General features: G+C 62.3%; 15 protein-coding genes. 4 read left to right on the forward strand and 11 right to left on the reverse strand.

Going from position 1 to position 16,409, the window contains the following annotated elements:
* The first annotated feature begins 83 nt into the window (after positions 1 to 83).
* Entirely contained in the window at positions 84 to 1,196 is a 1,113-nt protein-coding gene (locus AB7C87_RS21810; RefSeq protein ID WP_369731632.1) for a pyridoxal-phosphate-dependent aminotransferase family protein, read from the forward strand.
* A gap of 290 nt (positions 1,197 to 1,486) precedes the next feature.
* Here AB7C87_RS21810 and AB7C87_RS21815 read toward each other — a convergent pair whose 3' ends face one another.
* From AB7C87_RS21815 to AB7C87_RS21850, 8 genes are all read right to left on the reverse strand, one after another.
* Positions 1,487 to 2,170, reverse strand: a complete 684-nt coding sequence (locus AB7C87_RS21815; protein ID WP_369731633.1) for an Ig-like domain-containing protein — start codon at positions 2,168 to 2,170, stop codon at positions 1,487 to 1,489.
* 140 nt (positions 2,171 to 2,310) lie between these two features.
* Positions 2,311 to 3,714, reverse strand: coding sequence for a S8 family peptidase (locus AB7C87_RS21820; protein ID WP_369731634.1), 1,404 nt, complete (start codon positions 3,712 to 3,714; stop codon positions 2,311 to 2,313).
* A 322-nt stretch (positions 3,715 to 4,036) separates the two neighbouring features.
* Complete coding sequence (locus tag AB7C87_RS21825) at positions 4,037 to 4,246, reverse strand: hypothetical protein (protein ID WP_369731635.1); 210 nt, start codon at positions 4,244 to 4,246, stop codon at positions 4,037 to 4,039.
* A gap of 39 nt (positions 4,247 to 4,285) precedes the next feature.
* Entirely contained in the window at positions 4,286 to 4,849 is a 564-nt protein-coding gene (locus AB7C87_RS21830) for a hypothetical protein (protein ID WP_369731636.1), read from the reverse strand.
* Positions 4,850 to 5,151: 302 nt separating this feature from the next.
* Complete coding sequence (locus AB7C87_RS21835; protein WP_369731637.1) at positions 5,152 to 6,687, reverse strand: tripartite tricarboxylate transporter permease; 1,536 nt, start codon at positions 6,685 to 6,687, stop codon at positions 5,152 to 5,154.
* A complete protein-coding gene (locus tag AB7C87_RS21840) occupies positions 6,684 to 7,250 on the reverse strand; it encodes a tripartite tricarboxylate transporter TctB family protein (protein WP_369731638.1) in 567 nt (188 codons plus the stop codon). The genes AB7C87_RS21835 and AB7C87_RS21840 overlap by 4 nt, the downstream gene beginning before the upstream one ends.
* A 37-nt stretch (positions 7,251 to 7,287) precedes the next feature.
* A complete protein-coding gene (locus AB7C87_RS21845; protein ID WP_369731639.1) occupies positions 7,288 to 8,265 on the reverse strand; it encodes a Bug family tripartite tricarboxylate transporter substrate binding protein in 978 nt (325 codons plus the stop codon).
* A 304-nt stretch (positions 8,266 to 8,569) separates the two neighbouring features.
* Positions 8,570 to 8,929 carry a hypothetical protein gene (locus tag AB7C87_RS21850; RefSeq protein WP_369731640.1) on the reverse strand — a complete coding sequence of 120 codons (360 nt, stop codon included), beginning with the start codon at positions 8,927 to 8,929 and terminating at the stop codon, positions 8,570 to 8,572.
* Between the two features lie 430 nt (positions 8,930 to 9,359).
* Between AB7C87_RS21850 and AB7C87_RS21855 the strand changes: the two genes are divergently transcribed.
* From AB7C87_RS21855 to AB7C87_RS21865, 3 genes are all read left to right on the forward strand, one after another.
* On the forward strand, positions 9,360 to 9,692 hold the full coding sequence (locus AB7C87_RS21855) for a 2Fe-2S iron-sulfur cluster-binding protein (RefSeq protein ID WP_369731641.1): 333 nt from the start codon (positions 9,360 to 9,362) through the stop codon (positions 9,690 to 9,692).
* A gap of 243 nt (positions 9,693 to 9,935) precedes the next feature.
* Positions 9,936 to 10,700, forward strand: a complete 765-nt coding sequence (locus AB7C87_RS21860) for a M14 family metallopeptidase (protein WP_369731642.1) — start codon at positions 9,936 to 9,938, stop codon at positions 10,698 to 10,700.
* A 48-nt stretch (positions 10,701 to 10,748) separates the two neighbouring features.
* Complete coding sequence (locus AB7C87_RS21865) at positions 10,749 to 11,822, forward strand: glutamate-cysteine ligase family protein (protein WP_369731764.1); 1,074 nt, start codon at positions 10,749 to 10,751, stop codon at positions 11,820 to 11,822.
* 590 nt (positions 11,823 to 12,412) lie between these two features.
* Here the strand turns inward: AB7C87_RS21865 and ftsZ are convergent.
* From ftsZ to AB7C87_RS21880, 3 genes are all read right to left on the reverse strand, one after another.
* Complete coding sequence (gene ftsZ, locus AB7C87_RS21870) at positions 12,413 to 13,558, reverse strand: cell division protein FtsZ (protein WP_369731643.1); 1,146 nt, start codon at positions 13,556 to 13,558, stop codon at positions 12,413 to 12,415.
* Positions 13,559 to 13,717: 159 nt separating this feature from the next.
* Entirely contained in the window at positions 13,718 to 15,100 is a 1,383-nt protein-coding gene (locus AB7C87_RS21875) for a D-aminoacyl-tRNA deacylase (RefSeq protein WP_369731644.1), read from the reverse strand.
* Between the two features lie 89 nt (positions 15,101 to 15,189).
* Positions 15,190 to 16,134: a calcium/sodium antiporter gene (locus tag AB7C87_RS21880; RefSeq protein WP_369731645.1), complete on the reverse strand. Its 945-nt coding sequence runs from the start codon at positions 16,132 to 16,134 to the stop codon at positions 15,190 to 15,192.
* Positions 16,135 to 16,409: the final 275 nt, after the last annotated feature.

The following is a 16,409-nucleotide window of genomic DNA, read 5'->3' on the forward strand; positions in this document are numbered from 1 at the left end:
CAAATCGGCTCGTCCGTTCTCCGGCGGGCATCAAAACTACCATACCGCCTCGCAACCCAGTACGCTGTACTCAGGTGAGCCACGTGACCGAGAAACGCGAATACAGAGACGACTATCCCGACAAGACGCTGTACATTCCGGGCCCGACGGAGGTCCGCGAGGACGTCATCGCGGAGATGAGCCAGCCGATGTTCGGCCACCGAATGGACCGGATGACCGACCTCTATACGACCATCGTCGAGGACACGAAAGAGTTCCTCGGCACCGACAACGACGTCATCGTCCTCACCGGCTCCGGCACGGAGTTCATGGAGAGTTCGATCCTGAATCTCGTCGACGAGAACCTCCTCGTGACGACCTGTGGGAGCTTCAGCGAACGCCAAGCCAATGTCGCCGAACGCCTCGGGAAGGACGTCGACACCCTCGAGTACGAGTGGGGCCAGGCGGTCAAACCCGGCGACGTCCGCGAGGTGCTCGAGCGAAGTGACACCGACTACGACGTCGTCACCTGCGTGATGAACGAGTCCTCGACCGGCGTCCGCAATCCCGTCGAGGAAATCGGCGACGTCGTCGCCGAGTATCCGGACACCTACTTCGTCGTCGACGCCGTCTCCGCGCTCGGCGGTGACTACGTCGACATCGACGAGCACAACATCGACGTCATCTTCACTTCCGTCCAGAAGGCCTTCGCGATGCCGCCGGGACTGGCGGTCTGCGTCGTCAGCGAGGACGCCTACGAACGCGAACTCGAGTCCGAGTCGGCCTCGTGGTACGGCGGTTTCCAGCGCACGCTCGACTACTACGATCGGAAGGGCCAGACCCACTCGACGCCCGCCATTCCGGTCATGCTCGCCTACCGCAAGCAGATGAAGTACATGCTCTCCGAGGGCCACGACGCCCGAAACGAACGCCACCGCGAGATGGCCGAGTACACCCGCGAGTGGGCTCGCGAGCACTTCGATATGTTCCCCGAGGAAGGGTACGAATCCCAGACCGTGAGCTGTATCGAGAACACGCAGGGGATCGACGTCGCCGAAACCATCGACGCCGTCAGCGAGGAGTACGAGATGGTCTTCTCCAATGGCTACGGCTCCGCACTCGGCGAGAAGACGTTCCGTATCGGACACATGGGCGAACACGACCTCGAGTCGATCGAGGAATTGACCGACGCCATCGAGGACGTCGCCGACCTGTAGTCACTATCGAGGACGTCACCGAATTATAGTCTCTGTCGAGGGCGTTCGGCCGCGAACGAACGAAAGTGAGTGAGCGGGCCGACGACTGATGTGGAGGGTTCACAGCACCCGAAACGGAAAGAGGAGTGCTTTTGGTCCAGATTTTGCCGAGGGGCGCCGCAGGCGGTCCGCAGCGCAAAAGGTGGGCCGACATGGGCGAACACGACCTCGAGTCGATCGAGAAACTGACCGACGCCATCGAGGACGTCGCCGGGCTATAGCCGCCGGAAACGTTCGACCATGACCGTTGCTCACGCGGTGGGTCGTTCGGCGGGGAGGTTGTGGATCTCGACCGCGCCATCGGGGAGCACGTAGAGACCGAGCGCGAGGTCGAGCGTGGTCGTCTCCGCGAGGACGATCGGATCGCGAGCCGCCTCGGAGACGTTCCACGCCGCTTGCGTTTCCGTATCGCCAATCCGTACGGTCACGTCGTAGCTGTCGGGGGTCGTTACGACGCGATTTTCACCGACTCCCGTCCGTGTCTCGACGTCGTAGGTTTCCTCGAAGACGGACGAGCCGTCGGTGGCGACGTCGATCGTGGCCCGCACCGGTTCGTCCGTGAAGTTGACGAGGAGGAATCCGCGAGTCGAGTAAGGAGCCTCGGCGCCCTCGAGACGGTCGTCGCGGTCGATCCCGGCTCGAACCACGCCGGTTTCGTCCGCGAGGAGTGCGCTCGTCGTCACCACGCCGTGGCTCGCGACTGAGTTCTGGAACGGACCGGGGTCGACGGTCGAACTGGAGACGCACTCGGACAACACGACGTGCCCGTCGCCGGTCTCGGCCTCGTAGACGCTCGAACAACCGTAGTGGAGTTCCTCGAGCGTGCCGTCGGTCTCCTCGAGCGACCGGTTGTGTTCGGCCACCTCGTGATCGCGAGCGGCGTAGGCGGCGATCGCTTCGGACGTCGGCTCCTCGGGCCAGCGCGGTCGGTCCATGGGCTCGACACCGGATCCGGGCAATATCGCAGTACAACCGGCGAGAGAGGCCCCCACAGCAGGGCCGCACGCGGCGAGGAGTCGCCTCCGAAGCATACGACATAGCACACACGGAGGCTGATAATGATTCGGACCCTCAGCTACCGCCCCAGTCCGCGAATCCACTCGAGAACGCTCGTGATCGCGTCCGAAACCCACTCGAGCGCCGATCCGGCCCGGCCGATGAGTCCATCGTCCCGTCCGCCATCCGTGAGCCCGCCGTCTTGGCCGTCGGACGCGAGTGAGTCGTCGTCCGTGGGTGAGCCGTCGCCGTCCGTCTCCGCCTCGAGCGCCGCTCGGGCGTCGACGAGCCCGTGGCCTTCCTCGCAGGTCTCGAGGACCGGCTCCGCCGTCTCGGTGAGCGTTCGCCGAACTGCCTCGTTCGGCCCGGGTCCGTCCTCGTCATGGCGCTCCCAGACCAGCGCGGCGACGCCGGCGACGAACGGACAGGCCATGCTCGTCCCGCTGGCTTCGGCGTACTCGTTGCCGACGAACGTCGAATTGACGTCCGTCCCCGGGGCCAGGAGGTCGACGGCGTCGCCGACGCTGCTGTAGGACGCCAGCCGGTCGTCTTCGTTCATCGCCGCGACCGCGAGAACGTTCTCGTGGGTCGCCGGATAGGTCATCGTCTCCGCCTCACAGGAGCCGTCTCCCGGGTTCCCCTCGTTTCCGGCCGCCGAGAGCAGCAAGTGGCCGGCGGCGTGAGCTTCCTCGATCGCTTCGGCTAGCGTCGCGCTCTCTTCGGTGCCGCCAAGGCTCATCGAGATGATCTCGATGTCGTTGGACAGACACCAGTCGATGCCGGCGATGAGTTCACTGTATCGACCCTGGCCGTCGTCGTCGAGTACTTTCACCGCGTGGAGATTCGCGTTCGGTGCCGTTCCGACCACGCCGAGGTCGTTGTCCACCGCGGCGGCGATGCCGGCGACGTGAGTCCCGTGTCCGTGGCCGTCCTCGTAATCGTCGGGCAACCCGGACGTCGTGACGTTCCGGCCGCCAGCAACCTCGAGGCTACAGTGGTCGGTCTGGATCCCCGTATCGAGAACCCCGATATTCACGCCGGCGCCGTCCGCGTCGACCTCGTCGGCACCGATCCGCTCGAGGCCCCAGGACGCCCGCTGGTCGGGATGGGTCGAACAGTCCGACCGGTCCGGCGGCAACAAGATGTCGAGAAGCGAGGGCGACCAGCCGTCGGGAATCCCCGTCTCGTCGTCGTCCTCGACGAACGCGACGGCCGGCGCGTCGACGAGGTCCTCGAGTCGGTTCGACGGCACCTCCACGACGACGAACTCGAAGTTATCGTACTCGAGGAGTGTCCGGCCGCCGGCGGCCTCGACGACACCGAGGAGGTCACCGAGCAGTCCGTTTTGCGGGTGGACGAACACCCTGCGAGTGTCCGTCGTCGACGTCGATGCCGGTGGCGACGCCGACACCGAGTTCCCGACCACACCCACCGAAACTCCGGCGCCGACACACTGGAGCAGTTGACGACGGCTGAGAGTCATGGGATCTGGACTGTAAAGCTGAGGGATAAGCCTTCTGTCTGGGCGGATTTCGTGTCGGAGACCGATCAAATACGCGTACTGGCCCGGGTGCGAACGAACGGGATACCCAGGGGAGACGCCAATCGGAAGAACACCACGGGTTCGCCGCGGGACGGTCGCGGGCGGTCACGACGCCCCGATCGCGTTCCGGGTCGAATCCCGTTCGCATCCCGCCCTCGAGAACTCGAGCGCGTCGGTGTCAGGTACTCACCCAGATCTGGTAAGCGAAGACGAGAAAGACGATTGCGGCGGCCAGTTTGAACTCGAGCGAGTGTGCGTTCGCTCACCGCTCGAAGCGCGGCGAGGCGGCCGACCAGAGCCCGATGAGTCCGAGACCGCAGGTGAGTCCACCGCCGACAACGGTCGCCCCGCTTCCCCTCGAGAGCCCGTGGAGAACCACGAACGGTCCGATCACGAGCGACAGGATCCAGGCCCGCTCGAGTGTCGATTTGCGCTCGTCGGTTCTCGGTTTGGATTCGGCGTTCGAGTGCATGTCTGTCGTAACTCCGAGAGTGACGCTGAAGGAAAGCCGTCAGTCGGCCGCCCCGGTACGGTTCGCGTACACCAGTCCCGTGAGACAGCCGATCGGAACGGTCGCCCACCACGTGAGAACGAACCCGACGACGACGGACAGGAACGCGACCTCGAGAGCGTCCCAGAGGACGATGCCGGTCGACGCCCCTTCGGCAGACGCGGCGAACGGCGCGTAGAACGCCACGGCGAGCGCCAGCAGGACGAACACTACGACGTACGTGGCGATCGTTCCGAACGCGCCGAGTGCTGCGCCGGTGAGCGTCGTCCGCGAGGGCAACACGTTCCATCCGGCGAACCCGACGAGAAACGCCGCCGGCACGACGAACACCAGACCGACTGCCACGGAGTGTACGACCCAGTGGAACTCGAGTTCGGCGAAGTAGACCGTTCGGTCGAGACCGATCGCGTCGGATCTGATAGCGGCGACCGACGCGACGTACAGCGCCGTTGCGACGACGGCCGCGAGCACCGCCGCGTAGCCCGCACCGACGTCGCGTCGATTCGTGCCGGGTCCGTATCGATCGTACGCGGTTCGGAGGACCCGCGAGTGCGAGGACTGCATACGTCGACTCGTCGGATAGCCAGCATAAAATGGTTGCGGTGTTGTTAGTTTCGGCCGGCGTCCGGCGGCGAGTTGGTCTCCGCTACGAACGCGAGCATGCCGATCGCGGCGACACAATCGGGACAGTCGATACCAGTGATCGGCCGGCACCGATCGGTGATAGTACGAAAGATCGAGGAAAAGCGCCGTCGTTGCGTGTTCGCTAGACGTAATTTAAGTGTGACTGGAAGATCCGTTTCAGCGACGACGATAACTCGGCGACATCCGATCCGAAAGCACGGAATTCGAAGGCCGACGCCTCACTATCGCTTCGATCGGCTGGATTCTGGGTCGTTCGACTCACCTGTCGACTCCGTACGGGCGCTCGAGAGGAGGGGGACGAGGAGTATCGCGACGAATGCGGCGAATAACAGCAGCGAAATCGGCCGGGCTACGAATATCGCGAACGACCCCTCAGAGATCTGTAACGACCGGACGAGGTTTTCCTCCGCGATCGGCCCGAGAATGATTCCGAGAACGAACGCGATGACGGAGTAATCGTTCCGGATCATCACGTATCCGAGCAGACCGAGGACGACGATCGTGATCACGTCGATCCAGTTGTTCCGAAAGGAGATGCCGCCGAGCATCGCGAGGACGATTACCATCGGAATTATCGTCTCGCTCGAGAGCTTCGTGATCAGGCTCGCGCGGGTGACGATCACCAGGCCGACGAAGAGAATGACCAGGTTGCCGACGAGAACCGACAGCAACATCGCGTACGTGATGTGTGCGTCCGCCCCGAACAGGCTCGGACCGGGTCTGAGACCGTGGAGCAACAAGCCTGCGAGCAAGACGGCGGTGGCCGAACTCCCGGGGATTCCGAACGCGATGGTCGGGAGAATCGACCCACCGATACTACCGTTGTTGGACGCCTCGGTCGCGACCACGCCGGTCGGGTTACCCTCACCGAACTCCGGTCCGTCCCCGTCTTTCGACGCGCGGACAGCCTCGCTGTACGCGACGAAGTTCGCGATCGTCGATCCGCCGCCGGGGATCGCACCGACGGCCATCCCGATGTACGCCGATTTGATCACCGTCACCGGTTTCGAGACGGCCGTACGAATTCCATCGAGAACGCTCCCCGACCGGGCGTCGATTCCTTCCCGTGCGATCCCGCCCGATTCCTTCGAGAGGGTTATCATCTCGGCGATGGCAAACAGTCCGATCAGCGCCGCGATGTAGCTGATCCCGTTGTCGAGCGCGAGCGTGTCGAACGTGTACCGAGACTGAAACTGCATCGGCGCGATGCCAACGGTGGCGATGAGAAGTCCGAGTGCGCCGGAGAGTAGCCCCTTGAACAACGAACCCTGCGCGACGATCGGAATCAACGCCAGTCCGACGACGGCGACCATGAAGTATTCCGGCGACTGAAACGCGAGAATTACCTCGACGAGGACAGGAAGTAACACTAAGAGCGTGAGCAATCCGACCGAGCCGCCGAGAACCGAGGCGGTCACCGAAATCGCGGTCGCATTTTTCGCGAGCCCGGCCCTGGACATCGGATAGCCGTCGAGCGTCGTCGCCGCGGACCCACCCGTCCCCGGAGTGTTGATCAAGATCGCGGAGATACTCCCACCGTACATCGCGCCGCTGTAGACGCCGATCAGAAACACGAGCCCCGAAGTTCCGTCGAGCGGTAACGTCAACGGAAGAATAATGGCCATTCCGAGACCCGCTCCGATCCCGGGGAGTGCACCGGCGACGATACCGACCAGGACACCGACGATCATCCACCAGAAAACCGGCCAGGTAAACAGCGTCGCGAGCCCCTCGAGGGCTGCGGCGAGCTGGCTCACGGAACGATCCCTTCCGTGAGTACGCCCTCGTGGATGGGGACGCCGAGAACGAGCGAAAACCCGTACGCGATTGCGAATCCAACGATCGCGAGGACGGCCGATTTCGACCAGTCGATTCGGTTCCAGTAGCCGTACGCGAGTACGAACGCCGGCGTCGCCCACAGGAACCCGACGAGATAGCCCAGTACGGCGAACCCGACGGTGAACAGTGCCGTCGTGACGGCCGGCGAAATTGGTTCGTCGTCAGCATCGGCCGGTTCGTCGTGGTCGGTGGACGGAGTGTCGTCACCGACTGCCTCCTTCTGCCGTCGACTGAACATCGTGTCGCCGTCGGATATCAGCGATCGGATGGACCGGGGGAGAACGTCCTGTAACAGGACGAGAGCCGACAGAACGATCACGACACCGGAAGTGAGTCGAGGCCACGTTCCGGCGGCAAATCCCCACGACCGAGCGTCGATGTACGCATAACAGCCGACGACGAAGAAGAGTCCGGCGAGGACGTATTCCTCGAACTGTTTCAACGCGACGAGAGCGGCAGTAAATCTACGTAGTAGCGCCATACGATGTCGTTATTCGAACCAGGTATCTCGTTCGAGGTCAGTCGAGTGCCTGTTCCCGGATCGCATCCATATCGAGGTTCGCCGGGACCTCCTCGACGACGTTGTCCAGCACGTCGTTTGCGAACTCCCTCCCCTCGTACTGGAGGTTGACACCGTTTTCCTCGGCGTACTGTTGCATTTCGTCGCTCTGGACCATTCCTTCGACTGCGGCGGTCAGTTCATCGAGGACGTCGTCCGGCGTCCCCGGCGGCGCCCAGAGACACCGCGTCAGTCCGGTCAGGAAATCGACGTTGTCGTAGCCGAGATCCGTAATCGCCGGAACGTCGGGGTACGCCGGGTCGCCGAAACTCGCAAGCGTTGCGAGCACGTCCAGGCGGTCGTCGTCGGTGAAACTCACCGTCGCCGCAGCCGAGGAGACTCCGGCCGGATTCTCGTCGGAGACCACGGACTCGGTGGCTGGACCGTTGCCGTCGTATCCGACGTACGTCTCCCACGGGACGTCCATGTTTTCGCGGAGGAACAGCGAAACGACGTGATAGAAGCTTCCTTCGACCTGTCCCGCCCACTGGCTCATCTCCCCGGCTTCGTACCGACTGATGAGATCTTCTACACCCGGTTCGACGCCGTAGTCCGGATTCGCGACCAACAGGAGCGAGGCGACTGCATACGTCCCGACTCCTTCCAGTTCCTGAATGTCGAAATCCGGTTCGTTGATCAGATACGAAGTCGGTGTGGATGGCGGATTGAACATCAACAGCGTATGACCGTCCGGATCGGCGTTGATCGCCTCCTGTGTCCCTCGGAGAGAAGCCGAACCGGGAACGTTCCGGACGCCGGCATCGACGCCCAACTGCTCGCCGATCAGCGGGACGATCTGTCTCGCGAGTACGTCCGTGCTGCTTCCTTCCCCGAACGGAACGATAACCTCGATCGACTCGTTCGGGAATTCGCCATCACTCGCGCCAGTGATACAGCCCGCGAGACCCGCGGTCGCCGCAACGCCCGTCGAGACCAAATAGTTCCGCCGACTGTACGTCCCATGCCCACCGCCATCGTTTCGGATCACGTATTTCGGCAACTCGAGAGATCGATATAGTATATTTATAATATCTGAACGGCCGTCACCGTAGCTCTCTATCCGAGTACGTTCGAATAGATACCACCATATCGTGAAAGACGGTGATCGGATGCCATCGGCCCCACCCCTGTCCGGAGACGGAACACTGGCTTCCGAACCCGAGCGACCGACGAACAACGGGACACTCCCGTCCCGGCGACTCGAGTCCGTTCGTCAGGGCGAACTCGAGTCGGCGACGTACTCACCGGGTTCCCTGACGAGACACCTCCGTCCCTGGCGGCGAGTTGGTATCCACCACGAACGCGAGCATGCCGATCGCGGCGACACAATCGGGACAGTACGTCTCGGTGGTCGGCCGGTACCGATCGGCGAGTTCGGCACACGGCTCGCTCGAGATGTGGATTACCCGATCCTCGCGAATCGGGTCGTCACACCGGTCACAGATCGCCGGCCTCGCGTGATCGGAATCCGTCGGTGCGTGATCGGAGTCCGCTGATGTGTGATCGGAATCCGTCGGTGCGTGATCGGAGTCCGTCCGTGCGTGAGTGGAATCCGTCGCGTTCGGCTGATCGCGACTCGAGGCGTCGCGCTGGAAACTCATCGAGGCTCCCCCTCGAGCGACGGCTGTCGGTCGGTGGTGATACGATTCGGTCGTGCGAGAGCTTTTTGTCTCGGTGGCAGTAATGGAAACATGGCACCCAAGTTCGCGCTTGGAAGCCACACGTCTCGGGTGTCCTACCACCCGGGGCATTTCGTACGCATGCCCCCGCGTCCAATAATTGGAGCGCGTGGCTTCCATCGTGACAGTCTCCCTGTAGAATAATATAATTACTGGTGATTGTCGGAAAAATGGCCATCGCCGAGACCGACCGAACGACGGCGACTCGAGGGAGTCGATCGATCACCCGACCGACGAGGCCCCACGCGGTTCGGAACCGGCCGAAGACGCGTCCGCCGCCCGGACTTTCGTCGTATCCGACGGGACAGATCCGTAATAAAGAGTTTTAGTCCGGTCTTCCGTAGCGACTCGCATGACGGAGTACACCATCGAGTTCGTCGGGACGGGGGAGACGATCACCTGTTCCGAAAAGGAGACGATCTTAAGCCGGTGTCTCGAGGAGGGTATCGCCCAAGAATACTCCTGTCGGGTCGGGATGTGTCTGGCCTGTTCGGCCGAGATTCTCGAGGGAGAGGTCACCCAGCCCGCCGCTCGCGGGCTCACCGAGGAGGAAGCCGAGAACTACGCGCTGACCTGCATGGCCCGCCCGCTTTCGGATCTGAAACTCGAGCGCGGCGTCTACCCGCCGAGCATCGAGGGCGACCTCGAGGCCGAAGGCGGCGAGACGGCGGCAGCCGACGACTGAGGCGCTCTGCTGTTGACTTCGAGTATCAACTTCGTCTCGAGTCTATACCAGCGTACAACCGAGATTGCTTCAAGACATATGTAATGTGATTTGTATTTTGGGATAAATGAAGGTTACTAGAGTAGTCCAAGAGACAGAACTTTAACGGCATCGGGGTGTATCCCTTCAACTCGAGGGAAGAACTTGAAAAATGAAACTACTCCACTCGATGTGACCATTCGGGGTCCGGGAGAGCCGGAGATCGTGGTTGTCAGTGGCATCCACGGCGACGAGACCGGCGGCGTCCGTGCTGTACGCCGTTTGCGGGAGGCAGACCTCGACCTCGAGCGGGGAGTCGCGTTTGTCGTCGCCAATCCAGCCGCAGTCAACGCCGGTGAACGGTATCTGGATTCGGACCTCAATCGCGCATTCCCTGGCAACCCAGCCGGAGATCGCGAGGAGCAACTTGCTGTGCACCTTCGTGAGTTGATTCAGGACCGCACAACACTCTCACTACACGGTACTCACTCACAGCCAACGCCGTTTGCACTCATCCATCGTTCTCAGCCCCGTCAGTTCGATCTTGCAGCGCAGATGCCCGTCCCACACGTCGTCGACCATTGGGGAGTAAACGAGGGAGCGATCACTTCCTGCGGGCTCTCCATCGAGATCGAGGTCGGCCCCCAGGGCACAGAGGAAGCGGCTGTAGCTGCTGAAAACCAAGCCTGTGCATTTCTCAAGCTGGTGGATGCCCTGCCTGGTGAGCCACCCACTGCAGATCCGGATTTCTTCCATATGGCCGACCCGATTCGAAAGCCTCCCGGGATATCCTACGAGATTTACGTCACGAATTTCGAATCGGTCCCAGCGGGAACGGCCTATGCAAGCGTCGACGAACAGGAACTGATCGCAGATGACCCGTTCCATCCGATCTTGATGTCAGCCGACGGGTACTCGGACATCTTCGGCTACAGGGGTGGCAAAATAGCGGAGTCACTCGAAAGAGTCCAAGAAATCTTGCTCAATTAGGAACAAAGTGAAACCACCATGAGTAATAGCCAGAAGGATAATAAATCAATGCAAAAGAGCATAGAAGTAGAATATTGGGTCGTCGATGAGGACGGCGCGCTCACGGACCCAGGGGAACTCACGGAGTATTCGGAGTACGTAGAGGAGGAGTTCGTTTATCCGCTACTCGAGGTGAAAACTCCCCCATGTGAGACGTATTCGGCACTTAGATCGACGTTCGTCGAACTACTAGATGATCTCCTCGTCAAAGCCGACGAACTCGACAAAATGCTCGTGCCGCTCGGGACTCCGATCAACAGTGGGCCAATCGAGGTTCGACCCAGCGAGCGAAGCCGGATACAAAAGCGTGTACTCGGCGACAACTTTGCCTACGCGAAGTATTGTGCCGGGACCCATCTACATTTCGAGAAGCGAAACGTCACAGACCAACTCAACGTACTTGCCAGCCTCGATCCGGCACTGTGTCTGCTCAATTCCTCTCCGTACTTCCAGGGGGACCGAGTTGCAAACAGTGCTCGTGCATATATTTACCGGAAGAAGTGTTATGAATATTTTCCCCTACACGGTCAACTTTGGGATTACGTCAATACCGTCGGACAGTGGGAGAGACAACTCGATCGGCTCTTTGACTCGTTCAAACAGGCGTCCATGAAAGAGGGCGTCACCGAAAACGATATCGATGCCAGTTTCTCCCCACAAGATATCGTTTGGACACCAGTCAGATTACGTGACGAGATGCCAACCGTCGAGTGGCGTGCACCCGACACGTCGCTTCCAAGTCAGATTCTCCGTCTGGGCGAGGAAGTCGGTGACATAATGGAGTTGCTCCATCACACGGAAGTTCGTATTGAAGGCAACACCGGTGAAGTGACAGATGAGAGAATCACGATCCCCGAGTTCGATGCCGTGCTTAACTACGTCGAGGAAGCGATACACGATGGTAGAGAATCAGCAGAGCTCTCTGCCTACCTCGAGCGAATGGGATTCGACGTTCGGGAATACGAGCCACTCACACAGAAAATTGACGGACGTGAGCACGTCACTCTGGACGAAGCCCGCGAGATTCGGCTTCAATACGGTGAACTACTGAGACGAGATGTGGACAACTTGGCTGGAAGTTGACACACTCCCCGCCCTAAACAGTAGACGCCGAACCTACTTTGCGCTGTTGCTGGTAGGGTGGCTATGGTCAAGACGACCGAAGCAAAACAAGTCTGTCGCGCCGCATCTACTGTGAAGTTGGGGGTTTAGCCTTGTAACTTCCATAACCTTCCACCAGTACAGACAAATCCCTCTCGTCTGCCCCCAGTATGGCTGATATCCAAGAAACACGAGCGACGCTGTATCCCTCCCTGCTCGCGCCTCTGGCGCTCGCTGAGGAAGGGGGCTTAGCGTCTCGATTCAGCTAAAGGTACTGGGGATCAATTTCCGTTCGAGAACAGACGGGTGTTAACGGCTTCCGGAGACATCATAAAATATAGCCGACATGGATCCGAACAATCCGCTCTCACCAGACTATCCGTCTGAGACCCCCGATCATTCAGGGAACATCCCAGATGGATAGCCGGTGTGAGAGCGATGTATCGGGAAAACTGTCCGAGATGGCTGGTACACCGAGACGACGCCACCACTCGCTGTACTCGTAGGTGGTGCTGTTCGTCTCGGCAGAAACGCCGATCCCGTAGCGGGATAATGGACTCTAAACGCGAATCTCAGTCGACGAAGTCGATGTCGTCGCCCATCTCCGGCTGGACGGCCTCGCCGTCCGGCCGGCCGTAGATCTGGGGCGACTGGACGCCGGTGACGACGATCATCGTGCGCATGCTTCCCTCGAGGGTCTCGTCGATCGAGGTCCCCCAGATGATGCGGGCGTCGGGGTCGATCCGATCGTAGATCTCCTCGACGACGCCTTCCGCCTCTTCGATGGACATGTCGTTGCCGCCGGTGACGTTGACGAGCGCGGAACTCGCACCGGAGATGTCGACGTCCAGAAGCGGCGAGCGAAGCGCGGTCTTCACCGAATCCTCGGCTTTCGCCTCGGAGTCGGATTCGCCGAGACCGATCATGGCGACGCCGCCCCGTTCCATCACGGTGCGGACGTCGGCGAAGTCTAAGTTGACGAGACCGGGTTTCGTGATGAGTTCGGTGATACCTTTCACCGACCGCATGAGCACCTCGTCGCTCACTTTGAACGCCTGGCGGACCGGCAGTTTGCCGACCGAATCGAGCAGGCGGTCGTTCGGGACGACGATCACCGTATCGGAGACGTCGCGCAAGCGCTCTAGGCCCGCTTCGGCGTTCGTCCGGCGAACCTCGCCTTCCGCCGTAAAGGGTGTGGTGACGATCGAAATCGTCAGCGCACCGGCCTCGCGGGCGGCCTTGGCGACGACGGGAGCCGAACCGGTGCCGGTTCCCCCGCCCAGCCCCGCCGTGACGAACACCATATCGGAGCCGTCGATCGCGTCGTAGATGTCCTGTTGGCTCTCGAGGGCGGCTTCCTCGCCCACTTGGGGCAGGGAGCCGGCGCCGCGGCCGCCGGTTTTCTCCTCGCCCATGAGGATCTTCGTGTCGGCCTCGATCTCGACTAAGTGCTGGACGTCGGTGTTCGCGGCGACGAGTTTCGCGCCGTGGATGCCCTCCTCGTCCATCCGATCGATCGTGTTGCCACCGGCGCCGCCACAGCCGACGACCGTGATGTCGGTCTGGAGGTCCTGGAGAACGTCCTCGAGTTCCTCGTCGGTCATCGTCCCCGATTCTCGGCCGCTCGCTGACTCGTCCGCCGACTGGCCGCCCTCGAGAGCCTCCGCCGGCTCTCCGTCCTCGGCCTCGTCGATGGCGTCGTCGATGAGTGAGTCCATTCTTGAGACCTTCTAAAAGGCGAAGCATAATTACCTTTCCCCTACACGTCAGCCACGTGTCTGACACATTATTGTACGATTACGTATTTGAAATATATCTATTCAATATCTCACTACCCCCACCCGGTATCTGACGGTTACCACCAGGTTCGTGTCATTTCACAGCTGGAAGCGACGCGTTCGATCGACGTGAACGCTCTCGGGCGTGATACGTTCGCCGTCGACGGTGACCGCCTCGCCGTTCGCGAGTTTGCCGAACGCCGGGCCCTCCGAAACGCCCGCCTCCCTGGCCAGTTTCGGATCGAACGCCGTCTCCGCTGTGACGACAGCACCGTCCTCGACAGTAACGGAATCGAACGTCGAAGCGAGGACGTCCGCGAGGGCCTCTCCGATGGCGACCCGCGAGTCGGTGTCGTCCTCGGGAACCGCCACGCGGGAGCCGACGCGACTGCCGCCGTTTTCGGTCGCAAAAGCGACGACGCGGGACGCAACGATCTCACGCACCTGTTCGGCGTCGATCCCCTCCGCAACGTCGACGAGGTCGGTCGGGAGATCGATCACCGCGATCGAGGACGCGGTTCGCTCGCCAAAGCGGGTCCCGTCCTCGATGGCGCCCAGGTGGGTTTCGACCGCCTCGACGAGCGTGAGCGGTCGATCGCCGACCTCGCGAAGCCAGGTCTCGCTGACGAGCCGGTATCCCATCCCCTCGATCGTCTCCGCGAGGACGGGTCGGTCGTCGTCGATCACCGCGAGTTCCGTCTCGCTCGCCGCGAAGACCGCCTCGAGGACGTCGACGTGTGCCGACGGGTGGCCCAGTTCCTTGAGCGCCCAGTCGGGAACGACGTGGCCAACGGCCCACGGCGTCTCGCGGACGATCCGTTCGAACCGGGGTGCGTAGTGGTTGCCGCCGAAGCCGACGACCTGCCGGCGCGAAATCGTGTCGCCATTCCCGCGGCCCGTCGGCCCGACCCCGATCGGTTCGGCGTGGGGCGAGACGCCCCGAAGCTCGAGGATCGCACGGGCGACTGCCTCCGCGCCCTCGGGGTCGTCCCACTGCTCGTCGTCGCTCCCCAGTTCGGCGAACAGCGACGGACAGCCGACGTCGGTCGGGCCGTGGTGGGTACACTCCATCCCGACCCCGTAGCCGTCGGGAGCGTGATCGTCGAACGCCTCGAGCAGGCGGACGAGGGCGTTCGGGCAGGCTTCGGCGACGGCGAAATCGTCGCCGCCGTACTCCGCCGGGCCGACGTTGCCCGTGAAGTGGCCCGTCAGGAGCGGGCCGGTGTCGCCGGCGTGGCGCGAGGCGAAGACGAGCACGTCGGGATCGCAGTCGAACGCCTCGACCGGTCGCTCGAGGTCGAGATGGCGGTCCGCAAACGAGCGAAGTTCGAACCCGTCCGTTCGGTAGTAGGTCCCACCTCCGTCGTCGTCCGGGCGGCTCTCGTCGGTTAGCTCCGTCCAGGACTCGAGGTCGCGAAGCCGATCGCATATGTGCGTCGACGCCCGATCGGCCCTGCTCTCGACGATCGCGATGGCGCTCATATCCGGTCTCCGGGGCCGACCGCGTTAAATAGCCGGATTTTCGCTGAGATGGTCCAGCGCGATTTCAACGGCGTCTCGAGGCCGCTGGATCAGGGCAATAGGAGGAAGACGAAGACGCCATAGCCGGCGAGGAGGATCGCCCCGTCGATCCGCGAAAGGCGCCGACCGTAGCCCATCATCGCGACGAGGACGAGCGTGAAGACGAGCAGGAAGGGGAATTCGAACCGGAGCGTCTCGGGCGCGATCGAAATCGGGGTGATGATCGCGACGATACCGAGGACCGCGAGGACGTTGTAGATGTTCGAGCCGACCACGTTGCCGATCGCAAACGCCGTCTCGCCGCGGGCGGCGCCGACGACGGAGGCCGCGAGTTCGGGAAGTGAGGTACCGAGCGCCAACACGGTGAGCCCGATAAACAGCTCCGAAAACCCGAGCGCCGAGAGCAGATCCGTCCCGCCGACGACGAGCCATCGCGAGCCGAGGACGAGCGCGAGTAACCCGCCGAGGACGAGCGCAACGTCCCGACTCCGGATCCCCTCCCCGCCGGCGGGTTCGTCGGTGATCGGCGCCGAGTCCGTACCGACGGAGTACACCAGATACGCCGTGAATCCGGCCAGGACGAGCAGGAAGATCACTCCCTCGAGACGGCCGATGACGCCGTCGGCGCCGAGGACGACGAGCAAGACGGCAGCGAACACCATGAACGGGACGTGGCGTCGCATGACCCGTTCGGTCACCGAGAGCGGTTTGACGAGCGCCGCGGCGCCGAGGACGAGTCCGATGTTCGCCACGTTCGAGCCCAGGACGGCACCGAGTCCGACGTCCGTCGAGACGTCGAGCGCGCCGATGGTCGCGACGAACAGCTCGGGCGCAGTCGTCGCGAACGCGATCACCGTCACGCCGACGGTCGCCGCGCGGAGCCCGATCCCCAGTGCGAGCCGCCCTGCGCCGGCGACGAGCAACTCCGCGCCCGCATAGAGGGCGATCGCTCCGACAGCGAGGAGGACGACGGCGCCGCTCGTCCCCGAGAGCATGGCGGCGACTACTCGAGAGGGACCTAAAAGCGGTCCGAAACAAGTGCCGTGGAGGGGAGCAGATCACGGCTGAGTTGCTGACTGGCGGCCAAGCCGGTAACCGGCGGCTGAGCGGACTACTGGTAGCAGAGCGGACTACTGGTAGCAGAGCGGACTACTGATTGCCAAGCCAATTTCCGGCGGCTGAACCGATTACGGGCGACTACGAGAACGAATCACGCGCTCAGATCCCGTTCGACGTCGTCATCCGGTTCGAAAAGATCTCGAGAATCGAC

It is taken from the genome of Natrarchaeobius versutus (genome assembly GCF_041205745.1).
GTDB lineage: Archaea > Halobacteriota > Halobacteria > Halobacteriales > Natrialbaceae > Natrarchaeobius > Natrarchaeobius versutus.